This is a genomic window from Limisphaera sp. 4302-co (genome assembly GCF_049537155.1).
Lineage (GTDB): Bacteria > Verrucomicrobiota > Verrucomicrobiia > Limisphaerales > Limisphaeraceae > Limisphaera.
Window position 1 is genome coordinate 61,360 of the sequence record NZ_JBMVQZ010000002.1, and the last position, 22,017, is coordinate 83,376.

The window sequence follows — 22,017 nt, forward strand, 5'->3', positions numbered from 1 at the left end:
CCGGACCATCGGGAACACCCGACCGGCCGGTGCGAATCCGTGCAAGCTCGCACGATGCCGGACCTCGCTCCGGTGGGTGCCGGGATCCCAAACGCAGCATGGTTCCGTTCGGACGAACCCGACCGCGGATGCATCGCAAGCCGGGGCGATGTTCGGCCACTGTTCGGGCGAGCCAGTCATGCGCGACCATACGGTGGGTGGCCGATGGCCGGGACCGACGTGTGCTGGCGATTCTGGTGAGGTAGGTGCAAGGAGTGATTCCGATGAATCAGTCATCGCTTCCGCCCGTAGGGGTGGTCATTGTGAACTGGAACCTTCGCGATTCACTTCGCGAGACCCTGCTGTCATTCCGGGCGGTGGATTATCCGGATCTCCGGATCGTGGTTTCGGACAATGCCTCCACCGATGGTTCGCAGGAAATGGTCCGCCGGGAGTTTCCCGAGGTGAGACTTCTGGCGCACGAGCGGGGACTGGGTTATGCCAAGGCCGCCAGTCTTGCCCTGGCAAGCGTCGTGAACGAGACCCGGTACGTGTTCAGCACCACCAATGACGTTCTGGTGGCGCCGGACATGATCCGGCTTCTGGTCGAATACGCGGAGGCGCATCCCGAGGTGGGAGTGGTTGGCTGCAAGATCTTTTTTCACGAGCCTGCCGACCGGCTCTGGAGCGCGGGGGGGTTTTTCTTTCTGGGGCACCCCTGGCACCACGGTTTCCTGCAGAGGGACGGTCCCCGATACAGCCGGGTCCGGGAATGCACCTTTGTCACGGGATGCGGTTTTTTACTGCGCAGCGAGGCTTTGAAGAAAGTCGGCTTTTTTGACGAACGGTACGTTTTTTACTCGGAAGACGCGGAGCTTTGTCTGCGGATTCGCGAGGCGGGCTGGCGCGTGGTGTACCTGCCAACCGCGCGGATGTGGCACAAGACATCCACGACGCTCGCCAAGAACCGGCCGGTGCAGCTCTACTACAGTACGCGGAACAACCTGCACCTGTTGGATCGGCATGCGAGCGTGGGGAAACCATTGATCCGGGCGGCCTACCTCGGACTTGTCTGTCCGGCCAAGATGCTGCTGTTTGTTGCGCTGGGGCGTTGGGCCAATGCACGGGGCATCTGGCGCGGAATCCGGGACTGGCGCCTGGGCCGATTCGGCTGGTACGAGGAACATTACGCGGACTGAAGATCGGGCCGTGTCTGCTGCGTGGCTACGGTGTGCGATGGCCGGCGGCGCGGGGCGCTTGAAATCGGCGCGCCGCGAGGCGGGCTGCGGCCGGGCTTCCCGTATCCCGGCCCGACGGGCGCCTCGCGGGTGGGACGCCTCGTCGTGGGGATGCTGGTCCGGTATCGTACGGACCTTACGACCCGAGCTCGACAAACTCCAGCTGCGGCTGCGAGGCTAACAGGCCGCGTTGGTGGGCCAGGCCGAGGAACCGGCGAATGGCTTCCCGGCCTTTCGGGCCGTAGTCGAGCGTCCAGTGATTGACGTACATACCCACGAAACGATCGGCCAGCTCGGGATCCAGGCCTCGGCCATAGCGTAGTGCGTGGGCGAGGGCCTCCGGACGATGGTCCAGGGCGTACCGGATGCTGGCGGTGAGAATGCGGGCCACGCGGCTCCGGAGCGGATCCGGGTGCCGCTTGTGAATGACATTGCCGCCGAGGGGCAGGGGCAGGCCATCCTGTGTCTCCGCCCACCAACGGCCCAGGTCCACGCAAACCTCCAGTCCGGAGCGACCGTAGGTCAACTGCCCCTCGTGAATCAGCAGGCCGGCCTCGGCCCGGCCTTCCGCCAGGGCGTCGAAGATCCGGTCGAAAGGCACCACAATGTAGTCCAGTTCGCAGGCGGGTCGTTCCAGCCAGAGTTGCAGGGCCAGGAAGGCCGAGGTGAGCAGGCCGGGGACGGCGATCTTGCAGCGCAGCAGTTCCTCGCGGCCCAGGCGCCGGTGGGCCACCACCAGCGGGCCGTAACCGTCACCCATGCTGGCGCCGCTGGGCAGCAGGGCATAGTGCGCAGCGACGGCCGGATATGCGGCGAAGCTGATGGCGGTGATGTCCAGCTCGCCGCGCAGGGCGCGCTCGTTGAGGGTTTGGATGTCCTGCAGGACGTGCTCGAAGCGCAGTCCCGGCGTGTGGACCCTGCCCTCGGCCAGCGCGTAAAACATGAAGGCATCGTCCGCGTCGGGTGAATGCCCCAGGGTCAGTACCGTTTCCTGCATGGGGCGCCAATGTCTCCGGGGCGCGGCCAAAGTCGAGTCAAAAGGCCGCGCGGGTGCAGGTGGCGGCGGGATGCCGTTCGGCTCAGGACCGCCCGTCGTTGTGCGCGCTGCGCGCGGCCAGGATCATCCGGAGTTTGCGCTCGTGCAGGCCGCGTTCAAGCCCTGCCGGATAGGGATAGGGTTGGACCAGGCGCAGGACACCGGGGTCCAATCGTGCCAACTGGTCGCGTGTGCGCCGGCGGATGTTTTCCAGATCGGGCAAGGCAACGACCTTGCGTCCGCTCCGGAACACGGGCTGCAGGAGGTCGGCGGCCGTGCAACCGGCCGGGATGCGCTTGCGCCGGGTGGCGTCCGCCGGGTCCACGATCTCCCAGGCATCCGGGCAGGGTGCATCCAGGTCGTGGATGGCGTCGGCCACGAAGCGCCCGTCGGCTTCGAAACGCCGGACCTGCAATCGGCCGGGGGTGGTGGTTTTGACGGCGGACTCGGATACCTTGATGCGAGGGCGCCACCGGCCTTCGGAGTCGCGGATGGCGGTGAGTTTGTACACGCCGCCGAGGGCGGGTTGTTCCCATCCGGTGACCAGTCGGGTGCCCACGCCCCAGGCATCGATGCAGGCGCCTTCCTGCCGGAGCCGGGCAATCTGATGTTCATCCAGGTCGTTGCTGGCGAGGATGCGCGTGGAGGCAAAGCCCGCCTGGTCGAGCATCTGCCGCGCCTGTCGGCTCAGCCAGGTGAGGTCGCCGGAGTCGAGCCGGATCCCGGCCAGTTCCAGGCCGCGGGCGCGCAGGCGGCGGCCCACCTCGATGGCGTGCTGGACGCCGGTGAGGCTGTCGTATGTATCCACCAGCAGCACGCAGGAGTCGGGCATGGCGTCGGCGAAGGCCAGAAAGGCATCCAACTCGGATTCGAACGCCATGACCCAACTGTGCGCGTGTGTACCGCGCACGGGCAGGCCCCAGCGGCGGGCCGCCAGCACGTTGGAGGTGCCGGCGCAGCCGCCGACGTAAGCAGCGCGTGCCGCCACCAGGCCGCCCTCTCCCCCCTGGGCGCGTCGCAGGCCGAACTCCCACACCGGGGCATTGCCGGCTGCCAGGCAGATGCGGGCTGCCTTGGTGGCAACAAGGGTCGGAAAGTTGATCCAGTAGAGCAGCGCCGTCTCGATCAGTTGCGCCTGCAGGATGGGGCCCTGGACCCGCAGCAAAGGTTCGTGGGGAAAGACCACCGTCCCTTCCGGAACGGCGTCCAGGTCGCATGCGAATTGCAGGCCCGCCAGATACTCGAGAAACGCCGGGTCGAACAAAGGCCGTCCCGCGGGCGTCCGGAGCGAGGCGAGGTATGCGAGGTCATCCCCCGTGAATCTCCAGTGCTCGAGATACTCCACCACGTGCGCAAGGCCGCAGGCCAGGGTGAATCCACCGCCGAACGGGTTTTCGCGGAAAAAGAGGTGATACACGGCCTCCTGGGTGGCGCGGCCCGATTTCCAGAAGGCCTGGGCCATCGTCAGTTGATAGAGGTCCGTGAGCAGCGGACAGCCGCTCCGGGTCAGATCCGGCGGTTCCATGGGCTTTACCACAGCATTTCTTGCAGGAGCAGGCAAGCCGGTGTCCTGCCAGCGGGGCTGCGGCCGGGTGCATCCGGCTGGCCGGGGTCCGGACTTGCGGCATGGCGGCGGCGACCTACCCTCGACACAAATGATGCGCGAATTCCGGCCGGATTCGGTTGAGCGGGCCCGTGGGGAGGTGCGTGGCGTGGGGGTGCAACGTGCGTGGCCCCAACCGCTCCGCGCGCCCGACCGGCTGAACTGCTGTTCCCGCCGTGCCTTTCTCGGGTGGACGCTGTTGGCCGCGGCCGGTTGTGCACGGTTTCCCGGGGTCGGCCCGCGGACGGACAGCGGGTGGGCGACCGGGCCGGTGATCGTCACGGTGCGCGGTCCTGTGCCGGCTGTCGAGCTGGGCCGGGCCCTCACGCACGAGCATGTCGTGACGGACTTCATCGGGGCCGAACAGGCGCCGGGGCCGCGTTATGAAGCCGGAACCGCCATCCGCGTGGTTCTGCCCCATCTGCAGGCGCTGCGGGCCAGGGGTGTGGATGCGTTGTTCGAGTGCACGCCGCGTTACATCGGGCGCCACGTGCTCCTGTTGCGGCGCCTGAGCGAGCTCAGCGGCCTGCATGTGGTGACCAACACGGGGTATTACGGTGCGGCGGGGAACCGTTACCTGCCGCGGCACGCCCATCAGGAGAGCGAGGAGCAACTGGCCCGGCGCTGGATCGCGGAATGGGAAGGCGGGATCGAAGGCACGGGAATCCGCCCGGGGTTCATCAAGCTGGGGACGGACCGCGGTCCGCTTCCACCGCTGCATGTCAAGCTGCTGCGGGCGGCTGCCCGTGTGCATCTGGAGACCGGCCTGACGATTTGCGGTCACAGCGGCGACGGTGTGGCGGCGCTGGATCAGTTGCGCATCCTCGAATCCGAGGGGGTGTCTCCGGAGGCGTTTGTCTGGGTGCACGCGCAGAACGGGACGGATGCGGAACGCATCGAGGCCGCGCGACGGGGTGCGTGGATCAGCCTGGATGGTTACAGCGTGGCTCCGGAGCAACCTGAACGGTATCGCGACGCCCTTCTGGCATTGAAGGCCGCGGGTGTCTGGCATCGGGTGCTGGTCTCGCATGACGATGGTTGGGCGGTGGAGGGGGAAGCACTGCACGGCGCGAGCCTGAGGCTTTTCAACAACGGAAACCCCCGACCCTACGCCAGTGTGTTCGAGCGGTTGTGGCCGGACCTGCTGGCCTCCGGGTGTTCGGGCGCGGATCTGGAGCGGCTTTTGCGCGATCATCCGGCGGCGGCGTTTGCCGTGCGTGTGAGACGGGTTTAAGAGACGCGGCGGGCCGTTTTGCAGGGGCGGGCCCCGGCGGGTTCGGACCGCTGGAGGTCAGGACCGCCTGCGGAGGTGGAGGGGCGAACTTGTGTGCCCGGACAAAAGTCCTCACGTTTGCAACCGGCCATGAAGGAAGCAGACACGAATCAAACAGAGATGAAGGTGCGGGCGGTGTTGATGTCCGTGGGTGGGTCGCCCGAGCCTTTGCTTGTGATTCTTCGCCGGCACCGGCCCGAGCAGGTCTGGTATTTCTGTTCCGGCGACACCCGGTCCGTGGCGGAGGAGGTTCAAGCGCAGCTCGAATGGCGGCCGTTGGCGCGCTATGTCGAGGTCGAACGGTTCGAGGAGCTGAATCCGTGTTATCGGGAGCTGCGGCGGAAGATTCCGGAGTTGCTGGCGGAGTCGAAGATTCCCCGGTCCGAGGTGCTGGTGGATTACACCGGTGGCAGCAAGACGATGAGTGCCGCGCTGGTGTTGGCGGCGGTGGAATGGTTCCACCGGTTCAGTTACATCGGCGGTGAGAAGCGCGACAAGGGAGGGTTGGGGATCGTGGTCGGGGGCACCGAGCGCTGTCTTTATCAGGGTAATCCGTGGGAAGAGCTGGCGGTGCGGGAGGGCGAACGGGCCAAGGTGCTTTGGGATCAGCATCATTACGAGGCTGCGGCCGGTGTTCTCAGCGAGACGGCTCCGCGGGTTGCAAGGCGACTGCGGTTCGAAGCCCTTGCGGAGGTGGCGCGCGGCATGGCCGCTCGACATCGCATGGACTTCGGCGGAGCCAGGTCCCATCTGCACGGTGCGCGCGGGCGGCTGCGGCCGATGTTTGAAGGCCGGGAGGATGGAGGTTTGCTGGAGATGGTGGGGACGGCGTTGGAGATCTGCGACAGATGTGCGGAGGGTGGGGACGGCGAGCTGCTGCTGCGGGAGTTGCTCGACAATGCGCTGCGGACGGCGGGCCAGGGTCGGTATGAAGACGCGGCGGCGCGGCTCTATCGGGCCATGGAGCTGCAGGGGCAGTTGTGGTTGGAAGGGGCGACGGAGGGTCTGATGCGTCACGGGCGTTGTCCGGCGGAGAAATGGCCGGCCCTGCCGGAGGCTCTGAAGGCGTTGCCCTTCTGTCGGCCCGACGAGGGCGGGAGCGTCAGGTTGTCACTCGAACAGGTCTTTCGTGCACTGGCAGCCCTGGGGGATGAGCGGGCGCGGGGGATTGTGGCGGACCTCGAACAGGGTGTGCACAGTCGCTGGCGGCGGGCCACCGAGAAAAGGAATGCCGGGATCCTGGCGCATGGGATCACGCCCGTGGGTCGGGAGGGGTTTGTGGAGATGAAACAGCTGGCCACGGAGTTCCTGGGGTTCGACCTGACCCGGGAGTTTCATCCGATACCGAAGTTCGACCTGCGGTGGCTGGAGTAAGTCCGCGGCTCGGTGCGGTGCCGGGATATCGCGATCGTGTGTCGGGATGCCGATCCGGCAGGGCCGGCCGATGGGTGGAGCCCTGTCAGCGGCGGCCGGGTGGCCCGGCGGCGGGCTCAAGCCGGCCGGCTTTCCGTGGCGGGCGAAGGGTTCCGGCAGATTCCATCCCGATGGGAGCCTGACCGGGCCGGGCCGGGCGGATGACGTCACTCGTGCCGGACCGCGGCCCGGTGTGCCCCTGATGGTGCCGCCTCACGGAATGCTCAGGCGGTAGAACAGCGGCGAGAGTGCCGGGTCCACGGGCAGGGTCAGTTCGAACCGGCCGGAGGGATCGAAGTTGTTGGTCAGGACCGGCCACCACTGTGCGGCGGGGAGCATGAGATTGGTGGAGGCACGCACGGTGTAGGCGGCTCCCGGGACGCCACCGGAACCCAGCAGGCGCAGTTCGGCACCGGTCAGTTGCACCTGCTCGATGGTGGGCTGGGCCGGGGCGGGCGGTCCCACGCGCAAGGTGCCGTCCACGGCCAGACGCGAAGCATCCCAGGCCAGGTCCGGGCCGGGCACGGGAGGTTCGATCGCGTCGAAGCGGCCGGTGTAGGTGGCGGCGTCGAACAAGGTCAGGACATCGCCCTCAGCGAGGGGTTGGCCGGAGAGGTTCAGCCGGAGGATGCCGCCGAATCGGATTTCGGTTGCGCCCTGGAGGCGGTCGGAGTCGATGCTGCCTGTGTCGGAGCGGAACACGTCAAACTCGGCGGTGCCGTTCAGGGTCACGACTCCATTGACGGTGAGCGTGCCGCGGTCGGTTCCGGCGGGTGCCACGGTGCCTCCGGGCAGGACCTCCAGCGGAGCGAGGATGGTGCCCCGGCCGGAGAGCGTGCCGCCGGCCACGAGCATGCGACGGGTTTGTTCCAGACGACCCTCGAGTTGGAAGGTGCCGTTGCTGACGACCGTTTCGCCGGTGTGAGTGCTGACGCCGCCGAGTCGCAGGGTGGACCCGCCCTGCTTGATGAGGTCGCCTTCACCGCTGATGGGGCTGTCCACGATGAGGAGGTTGCCGCCGGCGTTGAACCAGCAGGGGCCGTGGAGGGTGATGGGTCCGACCAGGCGGTTGGTCCAACTGGCATTGTTGACGGTGATGTTGGTGCCCGAGCCGTGGAACACGAACTGTTTGTTCCACGCGTTGGTGGTGCGGTAGAACTGGAGCGTGGCGCCGGGATGGACCCTCAGGGTGCGGTTCGGATCGCCCATGGAGGTGGTGGTGCCTTCGAATGCCAGGAGCCCCTGATGGATCTCGATGTCCGCCAGGGCGGGGTCGAACGTCACGCTGACGATGTACACTCCGTTGGGTCCGACCTTGTGAAGGTTGAAGGGTTGTCCGCCGGTGCTGAGCCGTGCGGTGGCCGGGTCACCTGAACTGCCGCCGGGCGACCGGATGTCGAGGCGGCCGGTGCCGCCCACGGCCGTGTCTGCCGTGAGGGTCACGTCACGCACGTTGGGGCTGACGTAGTTGGGGTTGCCGTTGTTGTTCACGAGAGCCCCCTGATCGTTGGCGCCCCAGCCGGCGAGCACGATGGGCCGGTCCTGCAGATTCACGCCGTTGACGTCCAGGGTGCCGCCGGGATGAACCACGGCACCCGCCACCGGCAGGCTGTCGAGGGAGGTCACCTGCAGAATGCCGTTGCGGATTTCGACCGGTTCCGTGCCGACCAGTCCGGTGTTGTCTCCCGACAAGGTCAGTTGGCCGGGGCCGTCCTTGACGAGTTTGCCCATGCCTGTGAGGGTGCCATTGAAGGTTGCCTCGCCCGTGGGCGCCCATACCAGGGTCCCTTCCAACCCCACGGCGGCAGGCAACTCGTTGGGACCGGTGTTGCTCAGGACCAGGGTGCTGCCGGGCGCAATGGCAAGCATGCTGCCACCGATGGCGTTGAGGTTGTCGCCGGCGAAGATCAGCGTCCCGCTGTTGAGGGTGAGGGAGTCGAACCGGTTGGTGCCGCTGTTTTCGATGCGGGTCACCGCCGGTCCGTTGACGATGAGCTGACCTCCCTCCCACGCACCGGCCCCGGTGAACACGTAGGTCCGGGTGGCGGCGGCCAGGGTGAAGGTGCCCGGCACCAACGCCCCCTCGAGCCGGATCGGAGCCTGGGCGTTGCCTGTGTCGTCAAACAGGACGGAGTCGAGGTTGTAAAAGCGGTCGGCGCCCAAACCGTTGTTCCAGTTGGCGTCGCCCTGGACGTTCCAGCGGTTGGCAATGCCGTCGCCCACCCACGTGAGCGACCGGGGTGGATCGCCGCTGACGATCAAACGAACGGCTCCGGGCTGGGAAGTGTCGAAGTGGAAGGTGTACCGGCTGCGGGCCAGCGGGCCGACGACCTCGAAACTGGCGTTTTCCTGTGCGACCTGGGTGGCGGTGAAGAGGGTGTAGGCCGTGGTGGTGTCGAATGTCCCTTCGAGGGCGTTGAGCCTGACCAGTTGTTTGCCGCGGAGCCGGAGTTGATCGAAGGTTTGGATCAGGTCGTTCAGACCCATGGCGCTGGCGGCCAGGTCGAATGCGAGCACGGCCCGGTCAAGGGTGAGGGGATGACTCAGGGTGAGGTAGCCGGCCTGACCCGTGCCGGCCGGGTCCAGCACCGCTCCGGGCTGAAGGGCCACCTCGCCGATGAGGGTACCGGATCCGGTCAGGCCGCCGGCGAGGGTCAGCGGATTTTCGAGTCCGCTCAGGTCCCAGTATGCCAACCCGGTGTTGCCCAGGTCGCAGCTTTGCACGCCTTCCAACCGGCTGCCGTTGAGGGCCAGGCACTGGTTGCTCACGGCAAGCACGGCCAGGTTGGTCAGTCGCCCGCCGTCGAGGATGAGGGTGTCGGCGTGCAATTCGGCGTTTTCGGGCAGGGTGAGGCTGCCGTTGGTGACGGTGACGGTGATCCGGCCGCCGCCCGATACGAACGCACCCAGCACTTCCACCCGCCCTTGTGTGATGTTGAGCGTGCCTTCCACCTGGGCGGCGCCGGCGCCCCCGCTGACGTGGGCGAGTTCCAGCCATTCGTTCACCCGGATCAGGCCCGGTCCCACCAGATGCAGCGTTCCGCGTGCGGCGTTGTTGCCCGGCTGGCTCTGGTAGCCCACGTACAACCGGTTCACGTCAAGCGTGCCCCGGTCCATCACGAAGTAACCGGCCGGTGTCCCGCTGCCGCTGCCGGTGCTGCTGCGTGCAATGAAGAGCGTGTCCACCAGGGCGTCCACCCAGCCGCCGAGAAACTGACACGACCCACGCGTGTTCACCGTCCCGCTGATTCCCTCGGAATCCGCCACCGACCAGTAGCCGACGCGGCTCTGGCCGTCCGCGGCGCGGAAGACCGCCGAAGGCGCGGCAAACAGGTTGGTTTGGAAAAGGATGGAGCTGTCACCGCCCTGTTTGCCCCGGCCGACCATGATGCTGTCGGCAAAGATTTCATTGACGGCGCCCAGGTAAAGGTAGCTGGAGTTTCCCCCGTTGTTGTTTCCGCCGCGGCCGCCGATGGCCAGCGCCGGGGCGGCCCCGGAGAGATGGATCCGGTTGGTGGCGCCCAACCAGAGGATGCCCGACGGCCGCGGTGCGACGGGTGACTCCGATCCAACCAGCAACCGGCCCACGTCCAGGGTCACCTCCTGCAGGCCGGACAGGTCGAGGGTGGCGCGCAGGGCGGAACCGGAGTTGGCGCTGGACTGCCGCACCGCCACCGTGCCGGAGGGATTCGTCACCATCAGGCGTGCTCCGGTGCCTCCGACGGCAGCGGCGACCGTCTGCGCGTTGCCGTTGTCGGTTTCTGTTCCCACGACCAGCACGTTTTGCGCGGTTGTGCCCTCCAACGTGAGGGTGGCCCCGTTCTGCAGCTCGAGTCGGTGGTGGCCGTTGGTCTGGCCGATCCAGAGGGACTGCAGAACGGTGTCGGTGGAAATGCGAACCGTCGGGGTCAGGTCGTCCGATGCGGCCCCCCGATCGAAGAGCCGGGCGTCGTCGCCGGGACCGGGCACGCCCTCGGGCACCCAGTTGGCGGGGTTGGACCAGAACGAGTCGCCGGCCGTGCCGGTCCATTCGTAGACCGCGGCCTGCATCGGGCCGGAGTGGCTGCAGATGCCGAGCAGGAGTCCGGCGATCGCAAACGGGGCGCACGAGCGGGTCCGAGGAGACGAGGCGAGGGATCGAGACAGCATGGGAACCTCCGTGGAATCGCGTTGCTGAGGACCCGACCCGGAGGAAGGCAGGCAGTCGGCTTCGATGGGCGCAGGGTCCCCCGCTCCCGCGGGTTCGGGCTCCAGGGCCGCGCCATTGCACGCTGCCGTGCCTGGTTCCGGGTCATGATCACCGCCAGCATGCACCCGATGGCGGGCTCTCACTATCGAACATTTGTTCGACGAATCCGACAAGATGCCCGGTGGGAACGCCTCACAGGGGGGGAGTGGTGCGCGGGCGCCCCGGCCCGGCCGTCTTCGATTCAGACGGTTTTTCCGGGTATGGTGGAGGATCCCATCCGATGATGGTTCGGCCGGTTCAGACCTGCGGGTGCTCCGGACCGGGCGTGAGTCTGGGTTGCGGGATGGGCGGTGGAAAGACGGGTCCTGTGGCGGTGCCCGGAAATGCCTGGCCGACGCAGCTCATGGGTGGCGGAACGCCACGCGGACAGGCCGGCCGTCCAACGGCCCCGGGGACGGCACGTCCAGCAGCCACAATGCGGTGGCCGCAGTGTCGCAGGTGCTGATGGGTTCGTTCAACTCCGTGCCGTTGCGGACGTCCGCGCCCCAGGCAATCCACGGGATGCGGACGTTTTCCGGGACATCGGAGCTGTGTCCCTTGCCGTGGCCGCCGTGATCGGCTGTGACGATGAGGACGGTGTTGCGGCGCAGGCCGGCCCGGCGGATGGCGCCCAGGATCTCGTTGAGTGCCGCGTCCACGTCCTGGAGGCAACGCCGTTGTTCGGGAGAGCCCCAGCCGTGCTTGTGCCCCACGACGTCCGGATCCGCCAGATGAATGAAACAAAGGTTCGGCCGGTTCTGCCGGATGTAGGCGGCGGCGCGCCGGGCCACCGAGCGGGCCCGTCGGCTCTCGTCCGGCACGGTGGTGTAACAATCTTCACCCGCCGTGCCGTCGGGGCTGATCCGTGCACCTGCTAGGACCTCCCCGCCGTAATCAAAGTGATCCACCGTGCCGGGCTGAAAGAGGTGTTGCAACTTTTCCTTGCCCACGAACATGGCGGTGGTGAGGCCTGCCCGTTTGGCGGCGGCGAATATGGTGGGCACGCGGACCACACCGTTGGTGGGGCGCCAGTCGTTCCAGGTGATGCGGTGTCGGGACGGGTGCACGCCCGTGAGCATCGAGGTGTGGGAGGGCAGCGTGACCGGTGGCCGGATGGTTTCGGCGTCCCAGGTGGCTGCGCCTTCCCGGTAGAGCTGATGGAGCACGGGCATGGACGTGTGTCGCAACACCCAGGGCGCGGCGCCGTCCATGCTCACGATCACGACATGCGCCACCCGGGGATCCGCCCATGCGAGCGCCAGGGTTCCCCACAACCAGAAGACCAGCGAGGACCAACTCCTTGTGAATCGTTCCATGATACGCGCATTGTGCTTACAACCGGACCGATCGCAAGCGAAGGTTGTGTGACGAATGCGAAAAGGGTGGCGATGCGAGCCTGGGACGGTCCGGTGTGGTACCGCTTCGGTCCCGCGAGTTGAAGCGGGCGGTTGGGCCGTCTATGTTGGCCACCTTGTCCTTTCGGCCGGGCGCGGGCTGGTGCCGCGGCGGCGGGCCGGAAGGCGGGGGACAAACCTGTTTACAAGCGGCGAAAGGCGAATGGACGGAATGGAGACGGAACTGGCGACGGTGTATGTGAAACCGGGCGAGGCGGACCGGCTGGTGGCCGGTCATCCCTGGTTGTACGACAATTCGGTGTTGAAGGTGACGGCCGACGTGCCCGACGGCGCACTGGTGCAGGTCCGGGATCATCGGCGGCGCTTCCTGGGGGTGGGCTTCTATCATTCGGGCTCCAAAATCCGCGTGCGATTGATCGCGCCCGAACGTGTCACGGTGGACTCCGCGTTTTTCGAGGAACGGATCCGGGCGGCGCTGGAAGTGCGGCGGCGGCATCTGCCGGAGGCCACGAGTTATCGTGTGGTCCATGCCGAGGGGGATTTCCTCAGCGGACTGATCGTGGACAAATACGAGGACGTGCTGGTGTTGCAGATCACGGCGTTGGGGATGGAGCAGCGGAAGCCTCAGATCGTGGAGGCGTTGCAGCGGGTGTTCGCGCCACGGGCCATTTTGGAACGCAGCGACGGTGCGGCGCGGAAGTTCGAGGGACTTCCCCCTGCCGAAGGCGTGCTGGCGGGTGACTGGCCGCCGCCGCCGCCCCGGCCGGGACCGGCCGATTCCGGGGACGGCCAGAACGACGCCGTTGAAACGGGTGTCGTGTCGGATTCGCCCCGGGCGCTGCTGCCGGTGCGGATCAACGATTTGATCTTCGAGGTGGACCTCTGGGCCGGGCACAAGACCGGGCTGTATCTCGATCAGCAGTTGAATTACCGGCAGGTGGCCGGCTGGGCCCGGGGCGCGCGCGTTTTGGACGCCTTCTGTTTCTGGGGCGGTTTCGGCCTGCACGCCGCTCGCGCCGGCGCGTCGCACGTGCACATGATTGATCAGAGCGCCGCAGCGGTGCAAACGGCGCTGCGCAACGCGGAGCGAAACGGTCTGGCCGATCGTTGCACCGGTGAAGCGGCCAACGTGTTCGACTGGCTGAAGGCTCGCACCCGGACGGGTCCGGGCGAAAGACTGGTCCCGCAGTTCGACCTGATCATTCTCGATCCGCCGTCGTTCACGCGCACGCGGGCGTCCGTTCCGGACGCCCTCCGCGGTTACAAGGAGATTCATGTGCGTGCGCTGAAACTGCTGCGTCCCGGCGGGGTGCTGGCCACGTTCTGTTGTTCGCATCATGTGGACGCGCGCACCTTCCTGGACGTGATCCTCTCGGCGGCGTTCGACACGCGGAGGATCCTGCGACGCATCGCCGTGTTCACCCAGGGACCGGATCATCCCGTCATTCCCATGATACCGGAATCCGAATATCTGAAGGGCTACGCCTTCGAACTGGTGCGTTGAGTCGGCGGGGCGGGTCGGGGCCGCCTGCCGCCGGCAATGGCGCCGGTCGTTGACCGGCACCGTTTGCGGTTGAGTCGGGCGGTGGCCGGCAGTAGAGTTTCGGCACGTGGACCGGCCCGGGGGAAGGACGGGTGGGCACGGGCGGTTCCACGCTGTACAAACGCGGCCGCTGGACCGGTCCGTGTGGCCGCGCATGATGAAAGTGACGGTGCTTTGACCATGAACACCTCGCCACTTGTCCGCACGGGAGTTCGATTCGGCACGGCCCTGGCCGCCGCAGGTTGCATGCTTCATGCGGCGGAAAAAGTGGATGTGAGCAAGCTGCCGCCCCCGGCCCAACAAACCGGCGTGACCTACGAGAAGGACATCCGCCCCATTTTTGAGAAGCACTGCTTCAAGTGTCACGGGGAGGAAAAACCCAAGGCGCGGCTTCGTCTGGACAGTCGGGAGGGGGTGTTGAAGGGCAGCCGCGAAGGCAAGGTGATCGAGGTGGGAGACAGTGCCCGGAGCCCCTTGGTCCACAGTGTGGCGCGGCTGGGGGATGAGGACCATTGGATGCCGCCGCCGGACAAGGGCGAGCCTTTGACACCGGAACAGATCGGGTTGATCCGGGCCTGGATTGATCAGGGTGCCCGGTAAGACCGTGGGCAGGGAGCCGGCGACCCGCCGGCGTGCGGGTTGCGCTTCCGGGCACCACGGGCGTCCGAGCCGGCAGGCCCGGACCGTGCATGGAGGAACCAGCCATGCGATTGGTCGAGGCGATCGTGGACGCCAATCACCGGGCGTTGTCGGGTGATGCGCAGGCGGGGCTCCGGCCCGCCGAACATGCGGATTCGCTGCCGGTGGTGGCGCTGAGCTGTTTGGACGCGCGGTTGAATCCCGTCCTGCCGGAGGTGTTGGGCATTCCCGAGGAGCAGTTTTTGTGGGTCCGCAACGCGGGCAACGTGGTGGGTGGACCGTTGAGCAGCGCGGCGCGGTCGTTGGCGATGGCCTGTTTGTTGGAGGGGGCGCGCGAGATTCTTGTCATCGGCCACACGGACTGTCGCGTGGCGCGTCAGTCGGTCCTGGGTCTGTTGGAACGGTTCCGCTCCCTGGGCGTTTCCCGGGATCTTCTGCCGGACAATCTGCTGGAGTCTTTCGGCCTGTTTGCCAGCGAGCCCCAGAACGTGCACACCGCGTGCGAGATCCTGCGAAAGAGTCCGCTCATTCCGCCCCGGATTCCCGTGCACGGGTTGATGGTGGATCTGGAGACGGGCCGGTTGGACTGGCTCGTCAACGGCTATGCCAACCTGCCCGCGGTGCCGGAAACCATTCAAGCCACCGTGGCTTCGGTGCGGGAGACGCTGGGACGGGTGGGTGAGTGGATGGATTTCCGTGTGGGATCGGCGGCGTTGTCCGATCTGCCCATCGGCCGAACCGTTGCGGATGCGGTGGACCTGTTGGAGCAAAAGCTGGGGAAACTGGAACAGGCTTTCCACACGGTGCCGGATTCCCGGGGCTCCGGCACCGGTGCTCCTCCCGCGGCCGAATCTTCGACGCGGCCGGATGCGCCGTCGCCGGACCCATCCGGAGCGGACCGGACCATTCCCGTGCCGCCGCCGGTTTCGCAGTGGCGCGGCAAGGGCAGATAGACGAAAAGGCCGCCCGCGACAGGGCGGCCCGGGGGCTCATGCGGCCAGGAGTTCCTGAACGGAGATGCCGCGCAGCTCGAAGAGCCGGCGGATGACGTCCTCGATGAGGTTGTTCGGACAGGAAGCACCCGCCGTGACGCCCACGGTCACCGGGCCGTCGGGGAACCAGTTGCGCGTTTCGATCTCTTCCTGCCGCTGCAGGCTGTAGTGCCGGATCAGATTGCTGGAGACCAGTTTGCTGGCGTTTTTGATGAAGTAGGTGGGCAGTTTGGCCTCGCCCATCTCCGCCAGGTGTGAGGTGTTGGAGGAGTTGTAACCGCCGATGACCAGCAGCAGGTCGAGCGGTTCCTGCAGGAGCTTTTGGAGGGCGTCCTGTCGGTCCTGTGTGGCCCCGCAGATGGTGTCGAAGTATCGGAAGTGCCGGTGGAGGTTGGCCTCGCCGTACTTTTGGATCATGGCGTTGCGGAGGCGGCGCTGGACCTCTTCGGTCTCGCCCCGCAACATGGTGGTCTGGTTGGCCACTCCGATGGCCTGCAGATGCACGTCGGGATCGAATCCCTCGGAGTAGGCGCCGGCGAATTTCTTGAGGAACTCCTCCTTGTTCCCGCCGTGGACAATGTAGCGGCAGACGTAATCGGTCTCTTCGAGGTTGTAGACGACGAGGTAATGCCCCTGGCCGTAGGCGCGGGCCTGGGAACTGGTGGCCTTGGTCTCCTCGTGCCAGGCCTTGCCGTGGATGATGCTGGTGACGCCCTCGCGCGAGTACTGGCGCACGCGTTTCCAGACGCTCATCACGTCGCCACAGGTGGTGTCCACGAACTGGCACCCGATTTCTTCCAGGCGCCGGCGTGTGGCCACGTCGGTACCGAATGCCGGGATGATGACGATGTCACCGGGTTGGAGGTCCTCGATGTCCGCGTCTTTCTGCAAGCCGGTGAGGAACTTGATGCCCATGGCGCGGATCTGGTCGTTGACCTCGGGGTTGTGAATGATTTCCCCGAGGATGTAGAGGGGCCGATCCGGGAAGACCTTGCGTGCGGCGTAGGCCAGGTCGATGGCGCGCTCGACGCCGTAACAGAAGCCGAATTCCTTGGCCAGTTTGACCGTCAGACCGCCGGCGGAGATTTCATGGCCGCGTGCGCGGATTCGTTCCACCAGCTCGCTGCGGTAGTGGGACATCACCTGCGCCTGGACGGCTTCCATGATGTCCGGCCGGCGCAAATTGATCTTGCCCTTGTTCGATGTTGCGGGACTCGTCATCAGCGGCAAGGATAGCACAGGTTCAGTCGGGGTCGAGCGCCGCGGTGACGCCGCCCTGATGGATCGGCCGTTCGTTCGATGTTGTGGAAACGCGGGGCTTGCCAGGATGGGCGGTGGCAGGGCGCATGTGCAGGATCTCTCCGATTGTGCTGGTCCCGATGGGGGTGGCGGCCCTGGTCGCGGCGCCGCTCGAGGTCAGCGATCGCCCGGCCGGGCCGGACGAAATCGGCTACCGGCCGGCCGATGGCGAGGTCGTGCGGCTGAACCCGCCGGCCCTGACGTGGTTGGTGGATCGCGAGGCCCGCCGCTGGACCGTTCAGTGGAGCACGGATCCCGAGTTCCACACGCCCGTTACAGCCGCCGATCTTCCGTTCAACGTTTACGTGGACGCACGTCCGTGGTCGCCCGGACGCTACTATTGGCGGTACCGGTTCCTGACGGATGACGGGCGGACCTCCACCTGGAGCCGCGTGCGAAGCTTCGTCGTCCCGCCTGATGCGGTCCCGTTTCCGATGCCGACCCGGGCCGAGCAACGCGCCCGGTTGCCCCGGGGGCATCCGCGCCTGTTCCTGCGGCCCGAGGACCTTCCCCGTTTGCGTGTGCTGGCGGAGGGACGGGAAAAGGCGGCCTTCGACGCCCTCCGGGCCGAGGCCGACCGGTACATTGCGGCCGGGCCGACACCCGAACCGACCCACCTGGGTTCGGCTCATGACAAGACCGATCGCGAACGAATCCGGTATTGGTGGCCGAATCGCGAACAGGCGTTGCGGGCCTGTCGGGAGGCCGAGACGATCGCATTCGTCCATCTGATCACGCGCGAGCCCCGGTACGGCGAGGCTGCCCGGCGCTGGATTCTGCATCTGGCATCGTGGGACCCGGATGGGCCCACCAACTTCCGACTCAATTGTGAGGCTGCCAAGGTTATGCTGCACCGCCCGGCCCGGGCCTACGACTGGGCTTGGGACACGCTGACCGAACCGGAACGAGAACAGGTCCGGCGGGTGATGGCCCGGCGCGCGCGCGATGCGTGGGAAAGCGGCGAGGTCCGGCACGGCGTCGGTCACTTGGAACGTCCCTACAACTCCCACGGCAACCGGACCTGGCACAAACTGGCCGAGACCGCCATCGCCTTTTATGGCGAGATCCCGGAGGCGGAACTGTGGCTCGACTATGCCGTGCACAAGTTCTACGCCGCCTACCCGGTCTGGTCCGATGAGGACGGTGGATGGCACGAAGGTCTGAGTTACTGGGGCGGTTACATGGCCAAGGCGGTGTGGTGGTGTCAGGTGGCAGAGACCGCCCTCGGAATCGAATGGTGGCGCAAACCGTTTTTTTCGCGGGTGGGGGATTTCGCCCTGTACATGGCGCCGCCGGGCTCTCCCAACATGGGTTTTGGCGACCTCTCCCACGGCACGCCCTCCCGCAGTTGGGGCGGTTTCATGGAGTACTTCCTGCGGCGATTGAACGGCACCCCGGCCGCGGTCCACGCCCCACAATGGCGCTGGTGGGCCGAACAATGGAAGCTTGCGGAGGCCGATGGTGTGTTGGGTTTCCTGTACCGGGCCCGGCTGCCCGAGGCACCGCCGGCCCTGCCGCCCACGAACCTGCCACCCTCCCGGGTGTTCAGGGGCATCGGCGTGGCCAGCCTGCACACCTCCCTCCTTGACAGCGCCGACGATGTGCACCTGCTCTTCAAATCCAGCCCGTTCGGCTCCCAGAGTCACGGGCACAATCCCCAAAACAGTTTTCAATTGAACGCGTACGGCGAGGCGCTCCTGACCACCTGCGTGTACCGGGATTTACACGGGAGCGCCTTTCACACGCGTTGGGCCTGGAGCACACGCGCGCACAACGCCGTTCTGGTGAACGGCGAGGGTCAGATCCCTCACTCGGCGCTCTCCACCGGACGGGTGGTGAGCGTCCGGTTGACTCCGCGGTGGGATTATGTGGAGGGCGACGCCGTGGGTGCCTACGGGGGACGTCTGACCCGCGCCCGGCGCAAGATCCTCTTTCACAAGCCGGACGTGATCGTGGTGTGTGACGACGTGGCGGCACCTCGCCCGGCCACCTACCAATTCCTGCTGCACGCGCTCGGGCCGTTCCGGGTGGACGAGCAGAACGCCAGGCTCGAGCTGAACCGGCCCCGCGCGGGCCTGACCGCCCGTTACCTCTCACCCGTGCCCCTCCGGTTCCGGCAATGGGACGGATACGATCCACCACCCGACCGCAAGTTCCCCAATCAGTGGCATGTGGAAGCCTCCACGATCGAGCCCCGGTCCAGGGTCCTGATGCTGGCGGTCCTGCAACCTTTGCGGCCCGGGGCGGCGGAACGCTGGTCCGTGGTGGAACGGCTGGATTCATCCACCGCTGTGGGCGTGCGCCTGCGGAGCAGCTCGGAGACCTTGTGCATCGGTTTCCGATTGGCTGACGACGGGTGGGCACGGTTGGGCAACCGGGAGTTCGACCAGCCTGTGATGGTGTGGGAAGAGTGAACCCGGCCGACCGGTCTGCCGCCGGAATCGTTACGGACACAATAAAGCCGTCCCGGCCCGGGACGGCCCGATGGGTTCCGGTTCCTTTGGGGAATTGCCTTCAGCGCCGGCGCAGCCAGGCCAGTCCCAGACCGCCTGCCAGGAGGAGCGTCAGGGTCGAAGGTTCGGGAATCGGGGCGATGATGCCGATCAACGTGGTCGTGCCGCCGTTGTAACGGGTGTCGCCATTGGCGGTGAGGAACTGCGGCTCGTTGATGGGCGTCCAGATCCCGTCGTCGTCCGTCGCCACACCGAGCAGGCTGCCGCTGCCGATGTCCCAGTATTCCACGCGCCGGATGCCGTTCTCCAGGTCGTTCGGCACATAGGCTCCCCAGCGGCCCGCGGTGACATTGGTATCCCACAGGGAGCCGGGTACACCGTCAATACCGTCCGATTCCACCCAGCAAGCCCAGATCGGGCGGCCGGCCCCGGCCACGTTGTCGTAGATCACGACCATGGTCTCGCCCGGCGCTCCCAGGGAATCGCCGACCAGGAAGGTCCCCTGGTTGACGCCTACTCCGGTCCCGGGCCCGAGCATCAACAGGGTGCTGGTGGTGTACAACAGGTTGGCGATGCTGGTGCCGCCGGCGCCGTCATTGACAATGACACCCACCTGGACCTCGTTACCGACGCTGAACCGCTGATTGCCGGTCGGAACCAGGGCGAACCAACCGGTGTAAGAACCCGAAGCGTCGGTGGTGAACTCGGAGTAGCGGTTGGCGGTGGCGAATTCATCGTTGGCCAGCAGCGATCCGCCCAGGCCCTTTTGCGTGGTGTAACCCTGGATGTAACCGGCGTTGTTGGCCGCGTTGTTGATGCCGAAATAGTTCCCCGCGCCGTTGCCCGGCGGGCTGTTGGTATCGCCGGAGACGTAATACCGGTAAGTGGCATTGGGTTGCAGGCCCTCGAGGGTCAACCGCACGGCCGAGGGCGCGCGCAGGGCGGTGGTGGAACCGCTCACTCCGTAACGGGGGATGATGACCTCTGTCACGGTCTGGGCCAGCGCACCCGTGGCTGTCAGAGAGACCAGGAGGGGAAACCAGGTGGTTGTTTTCATAAGCCGAGTTGAGTTTGGGAGTGTACTCGATCTTGTTTGGTGACCGCATTCTCCCCCGCGGCGGGTACGGTGGCAAGCCTCTCCTTGGTTACAGGCTCGTGACGCAAAAGGGGACCGGCGGCCTTCATCTGGCGCAACAGTCTGCGGATTTGCGCAATTGCTCATGAACTTGGAATCCGGGGCACGGCCTGGGTAGAATCGCCGCGTGGTGCGGAACAGCGCGTGCACCAGGCGGGGCCGCCCCGGGAGCACGGGTCCAAACCGGCAACCGCAAGAGCCCGCCGAACCGCCATGGAGAACAACCTGCCCCCATTGGAGGCTGTGGAACCGAGCACGGGCCGTGTGCTGCGGCGCCTGCCGGTGTTGACACCGGCAGAACTCGAACGCCGCCTGCGGGCCGCCGCGCAGGCGTTCGATGCATGGCGGAGAACCTCGCCGGCGGAACGATCAGCTGCCTTGCGATCCCTGGCCGGGCGACTCCGGGCCTGGAAAGACGAACTGGCGCGGCTGATGGCCGGGGAAATGGGCAAACCGGTGGTGCAGGGGCGGGCCGAGGTGGAGAAATGCGCGTGGGTCTGCGAGTACTATGCCGAACACGGGGCTGACTTCCTGCAGGAGGAATCGGTGACGACCGACTGGCCTCGCAGCTATGTGGCCTTCGTGCCTTTGGGTCCCGTGCTGGGTGTGATGCCGTGGAACTTCCCGTTCTGGCAGGTGTTTCGCGCGGCTGCGCCGGCCCTGGCTGCGGGCAACGTCCTCCTGCTCAAACACGCTTCGAACGTGCCCGGTTGTGCGCAAGCCGTGGCCGACCTTGTCCGGCAGGCGCACCTTCCGGAAGGTGTCTTTCAGGTGTTGCCGATTCGCTCGGACCAGGTCGGTCAGGTCATCGAACATCCGGTGGTTCGCGGAGTCACGGTCACCGGAAGCACTGCGGCCGGTCGCGCCGTGGCGGCGCGCGCCGGAGCGGCCCTCAAGAAGACCGTGCTCGAACTGGGAGGGAGCGATCCCTACGTGATCCTCGAGGATGCCGACCTCGACCGCGCGGCGGAAACCTGTGCCCTCGCCCGACTCATCAACACGGGTCAGAGTTGCATCGCGGCCAAACGGTTCATCGTGGTCGAGGGCGTCCGTGCCCGGTTCGAGGCCCGGCTGACCGAGTACATGCGCGCTCGCTCCCCCGGCGACCCGATGGACGAGCAAACCACCGTCGGCCCCCTGGCCCGACGGGACCTGCGCGACCAGTTGCATGCCCAGGTGGAGGCCAGTCTGCGGATGGGTGCTCGATGCCTCTGCGGTGGGCGGGTCCCGGAGGGTCCCGGCGCCTTTTACCCGCCCACGGTCCTGACGGATGTGCGTCCGGGCATGCCGGTCTTCGACGAGGAAACATTCGGTCCGGTGGCCGCGGTGGTGCCGGCAAGGGATGAGAACGATGCCATTCGCTTGGCCAACCTGAGTCCGTACGGTCTGGGAGCCGCGGTGTTCACCCGCGACGTCGCCCGCGGCGAACGCATGGCTCGCGAGCACCTCGAAGCGGGCGTTTGCGTGGTCAACGACTACGTGCGGTCCGATCCGCGCCTGCCTTTCGGCGGGATCAAGGATTCCGGGTACGGCCGCGAACTGGGCCTCTTCGGACTACGCGAATTCGTCAACATCAAGAGCGTCTGTATCCGCTGACAGACCGGGACGACATGCCTCACGGGACGCACCGGGCCTCCGGTCCGGTCGTGGCCGCTGGAAAGTGTCGTGTCATGAAGATTGGGGACATGACAACCCGGCCGAGCCTGCTACGGTAACTGTCAAGAGAAACCCAAACTGGTGGAAACACCGGCAACGACGGCGCCGTGCCGGAGCAGCAGGGCGGAAGCCGCCCACCGCGGGTGGGCCGGGACCGGCCCGGCAGCACGGCCGC

The 22,017-nt window shown here is 66.6% G+C and carries 14 protein-coding genes; 8 read left to right on the forward strand and 6 right to left on the reverse strand.

Annotated features, from left to right (window positions below; genetic code table 11):
• Positions 1-263: 263 nt before the first annotated feature.
• Positions 264-1,178: a glycosyltransferase family 2 protein gene (locus ACPDIX_RS02630; protein ID WP_423430225.1), complete on the forward strand. Its 915-nt coding sequence runs from the start codon at positions 264-266 to the stop codon at positions 1,176-1,178.
• Positions 1,179-1,353: 175 nt separating this feature from the next.
• On the opposite strand, the gene ACPDIX_RS02635 is transcribed toward ACPDIX_RS02630, so the two are convergent.
• Positions 1,354-2,214, reverse strand: coding sequence for an MqnA/MqnD/SBP family protein (locus ACPDIX_RS02635; protein WP_423430226.1), 861 nt, complete (start codon positions 2,212-2,214; stop codon positions 1,354-1,356).
• A gap of 82 nt (positions 2,215-2,296) precedes the next feature.
• A complete protein-coding gene (locus ACPDIX_RS02640) occupies positions 2,297-3,778 on the reverse strand; it encodes a nicotinate phosphoribosyltransferase (protein WP_423430227.1) in 1,482 nt (493 codons plus the stop codon).
• Between the two features lie 130 nt (positions 3,779-3,908).
• Here ACPDIX_RS02640 and ACPDIX_RS02645 point away from each other — a divergent pair, with 130 nt between their 5' ends.
• Positions 3,909-5,090 (forward strand): phosphotriesterase family protein, encoded by a 1,182-nt coding sequence (locus ACPDIX_RS02645; RefSeq protein ID WP_423430228.1) that lies wholly within the window; start codon positions 3,909-3,911, stop codon positions 5,088-5,090.
• A 129-nt stretch (positions 5,091-5,219) separates the two neighbouring features.
• Positions 5,220-6,503 (forward strand): TIGR02710 family CRISPR-associated CARF protein, encoded by a 1,284-nt coding sequence (locus tag ACPDIX_RS02650; RefSeq protein ID WP_423430229.1) that lies wholly within the window; start codon positions 5,220-5,222, stop codon positions 6,501-6,503.
• A 252-nt stretch (positions 6,504-6,755) separates the two neighbouring features.
• Here the strand turns inward: ACPDIX_RS02650 and ACPDIX_RS02655 are convergent, their stop codons facing one another.
• Entirely contained in the window at positions 6,756-10,691 is a 3,936-nt protein-coding gene (locus tag ACPDIX_RS02655; protein ID WP_423430230.1) for an autotransporter-associated beta strand repeat-containing protein, read from the reverse strand.
• A 441-nt stretch (positions 10,692-11,132) separates the two neighbouring features.
• Complete coding sequence (locus ACPDIX_RS02660) at positions 11,133-12,086, reverse strand: alkaline phosphatase family protein (RefSeq protein ID WP_423430231.1); 954 nt, start codon at positions 12,084-12,086, stop codon at positions 11,133-11,135.
• Positions 12,087-12,336: 250 nt separating this feature from the next.
• On the opposite strand from ACPDIX_RS02660, the gene ACPDIX_RS02665 reads away from it, so the two are divergent.
• From ACPDIX_RS02665 to ACPDIX_RS02675, 3 genes are all read left to right on the forward strand, one after another.
• A complete protein-coding gene (locus ACPDIX_RS02665) occupies positions 12,337-13,629 on the forward strand; it encodes a class I SAM-dependent rRNA methyltransferase (protein WP_423430232.1) in 1,293 nt (430 codons plus the stop codon).
• A 219-nt stretch (positions 13,630-13,848) separates the two neighbouring features.
• A complete protein-coding gene (locus ACPDIX_RS02670; RefSeq protein ID WP_423430233.1) occupies positions 13,849-14,268 on the forward strand; it encodes a c-type cytochrome domain-containing protein in 420 nt (139 codons plus the stop codon).
• 104 nt (positions 14,269-14,372) lie between these two features.
• Entirely contained in the window at positions 14,373-15,260 is an 888-nt protein-coding gene (locus tag ACPDIX_RS02675; protein ID WP_423430234.1) for a carbonic anhydrase, read from the forward strand.
• A gap of 36 nt (positions 15,261-15,296) precedes the next feature.
• Here ACPDIX_RS02675 and ACPDIX_RS02680 read toward each other — a convergent pair whose 3' ends face one another.
• On the reverse strand, positions 15,297-16,520 hold the full coding sequence (locus ACPDIX_RS02680; RefSeq protein ID WP_423430235.1) for a 4-hydroxy-3-methylbut-2-enyl diphosphate reductase: 1,224 nt from the start codon (positions 16,518-16,520) through the stop codon (positions 15,297-15,299).
• A 125-nt stretch (positions 16,521-16,645) separates the two neighbouring features.
• On the opposite strand from ACPDIX_RS02680, the gene ACPDIX_RS02685 reads away from it, so the two are divergent.
• Positions 16,646-19,012, forward strand: a complete 2,367-nt coding sequence (locus tag ACPDIX_RS02685; protein WP_423430236.1) for a DUF4962 domain-containing protein — start codon at positions 16,646-16,648, stop codon at positions 19,010-19,012.
• Positions 19,013-19,112: 100 nt separating this feature from the next.
• Here the strand turns inward: ACPDIX_RS02685 and ACPDIX_RS02690 are convergent, their stop codons facing one another.
• A complete protein-coding gene (locus ACPDIX_RS02690; RefSeq protein ID WP_423430237.1) occupies positions 19,113-20,108 on the reverse strand; it encodes a PEP-CTERM sorting domain-containing protein in 996 nt (331 codons plus the stop codon).
• A gap of 291 nt (positions 20,109-20,399) precedes the next feature.
• On the opposite strand from ACPDIX_RS02690, the gene ACPDIX_RS02695 reads away from it, so the two are divergent.
• A complete protein-coding gene (locus tag ACPDIX_RS02695; protein ID WP_423430238.1) occupies positions 20,400-21,782 on the forward strand; it encodes an NAD-dependent succinate-semialdehyde dehydrogenase in 1,383 nt (460 codons plus the stop codon).
• Positions 21,783-22,017 lie beyond the last annotated feature (235 nt).

Coding starts and splice junctions, on each gene's coding strand:
- ACPDIX_RS02630 (WP_423430225.1), top strand. CDS start 264: ATGAATCAGTCATCGCTTCCGCCCGTAGGGGTGGTCATTGTGAACTGG.
- ACPDIX_RS02635 (WP_423430226.1), bottom strand. CDS start 2,214: ATGCAGGAAACGGTACTGACCCTGGGGCATTCACCCGACGCGGACGAT.
- ACPDIX_RS02640 (WP_423430227.1), bottom strand. CDS start 3,778: ATGGAACCGCCGGATCTGACCCGGAGCGGCTGTCCGCTGCTCACGGAC.
- ACPDIX_RS02645 (WP_423430228.1), top strand. CDS start 3,909: ATGATGCGCGAATTCCGGCCGGATTCGGTTGAGCGGGCCCGTGGGGAG.
- ACPDIX_RS02650 (WP_423430229.1), top strand. CDS start 5,220: ATGAAGGAAGCAGACACGAATCAAACAGAGATGAAGGTGCGGGCGGTG.
- ACPDIX_RS02655 (WP_423430230.1), bottom strand. CDS start 10,691: ATGCTGTCTCGATCCCTCGCCTCGTCTCCTCGGACCCGCTCGTGCGCC.
- ACPDIX_RS02660 (WP_423430231.1), bottom strand. CDS start 12,086: ATGGAACGATTCACAAGGAGTTGGTCCTCGCTGGTCTTCTGGTTGTGG.
- ACPDIX_RS02665 (WP_423430232.1), top strand. CDS start 12,337: ATGGAGACGGAACTGGCGACGGTGTATGTGAAACCGGGCGAGGCGGAC.
- ACPDIX_RS02670 (WP_423430233.1), top strand. CDS start 13,849: ATGAACACCTCGCCACTTGTCCGCACGGGAGTTCGATTCGGCACGGCC.
- ACPDIX_RS02675 (WP_423430234.1), top strand. CDS start 14,373: ATGCGATTGGTCGAGGCGATCGTGGACGCCAATCACCGGGCGTTGTCG.
- ACPDIX_RS02680 (WP_423430235.1), bottom strand. CDS start 16,520: ATGACGAGTCCCGCAACATCGAACAAGGGCAAGATCAATTTGCGCCGG.
- ACPDIX_RS02685 (WP_423430236.1), top strand. CDS start 16,646: ATGTGCAGGATCTCTCCGATTGTGCTGGTCCCGATGGGGGTGGCGGCC.
- ACPDIX_RS02690 (WP_423430237.1), bottom strand. CDS start 20,108: ATGAAAACAACCACCTGGTTTCCCCTCCTGGTCTCTCTGACAGCCACG.
- ACPDIX_RS02695 (WP_423430238.1), top strand. CDS start 20,400: ATGGAGAACAACCTGCCCCCATTGGAGGCTGTGGAACCGAGCACGGGC.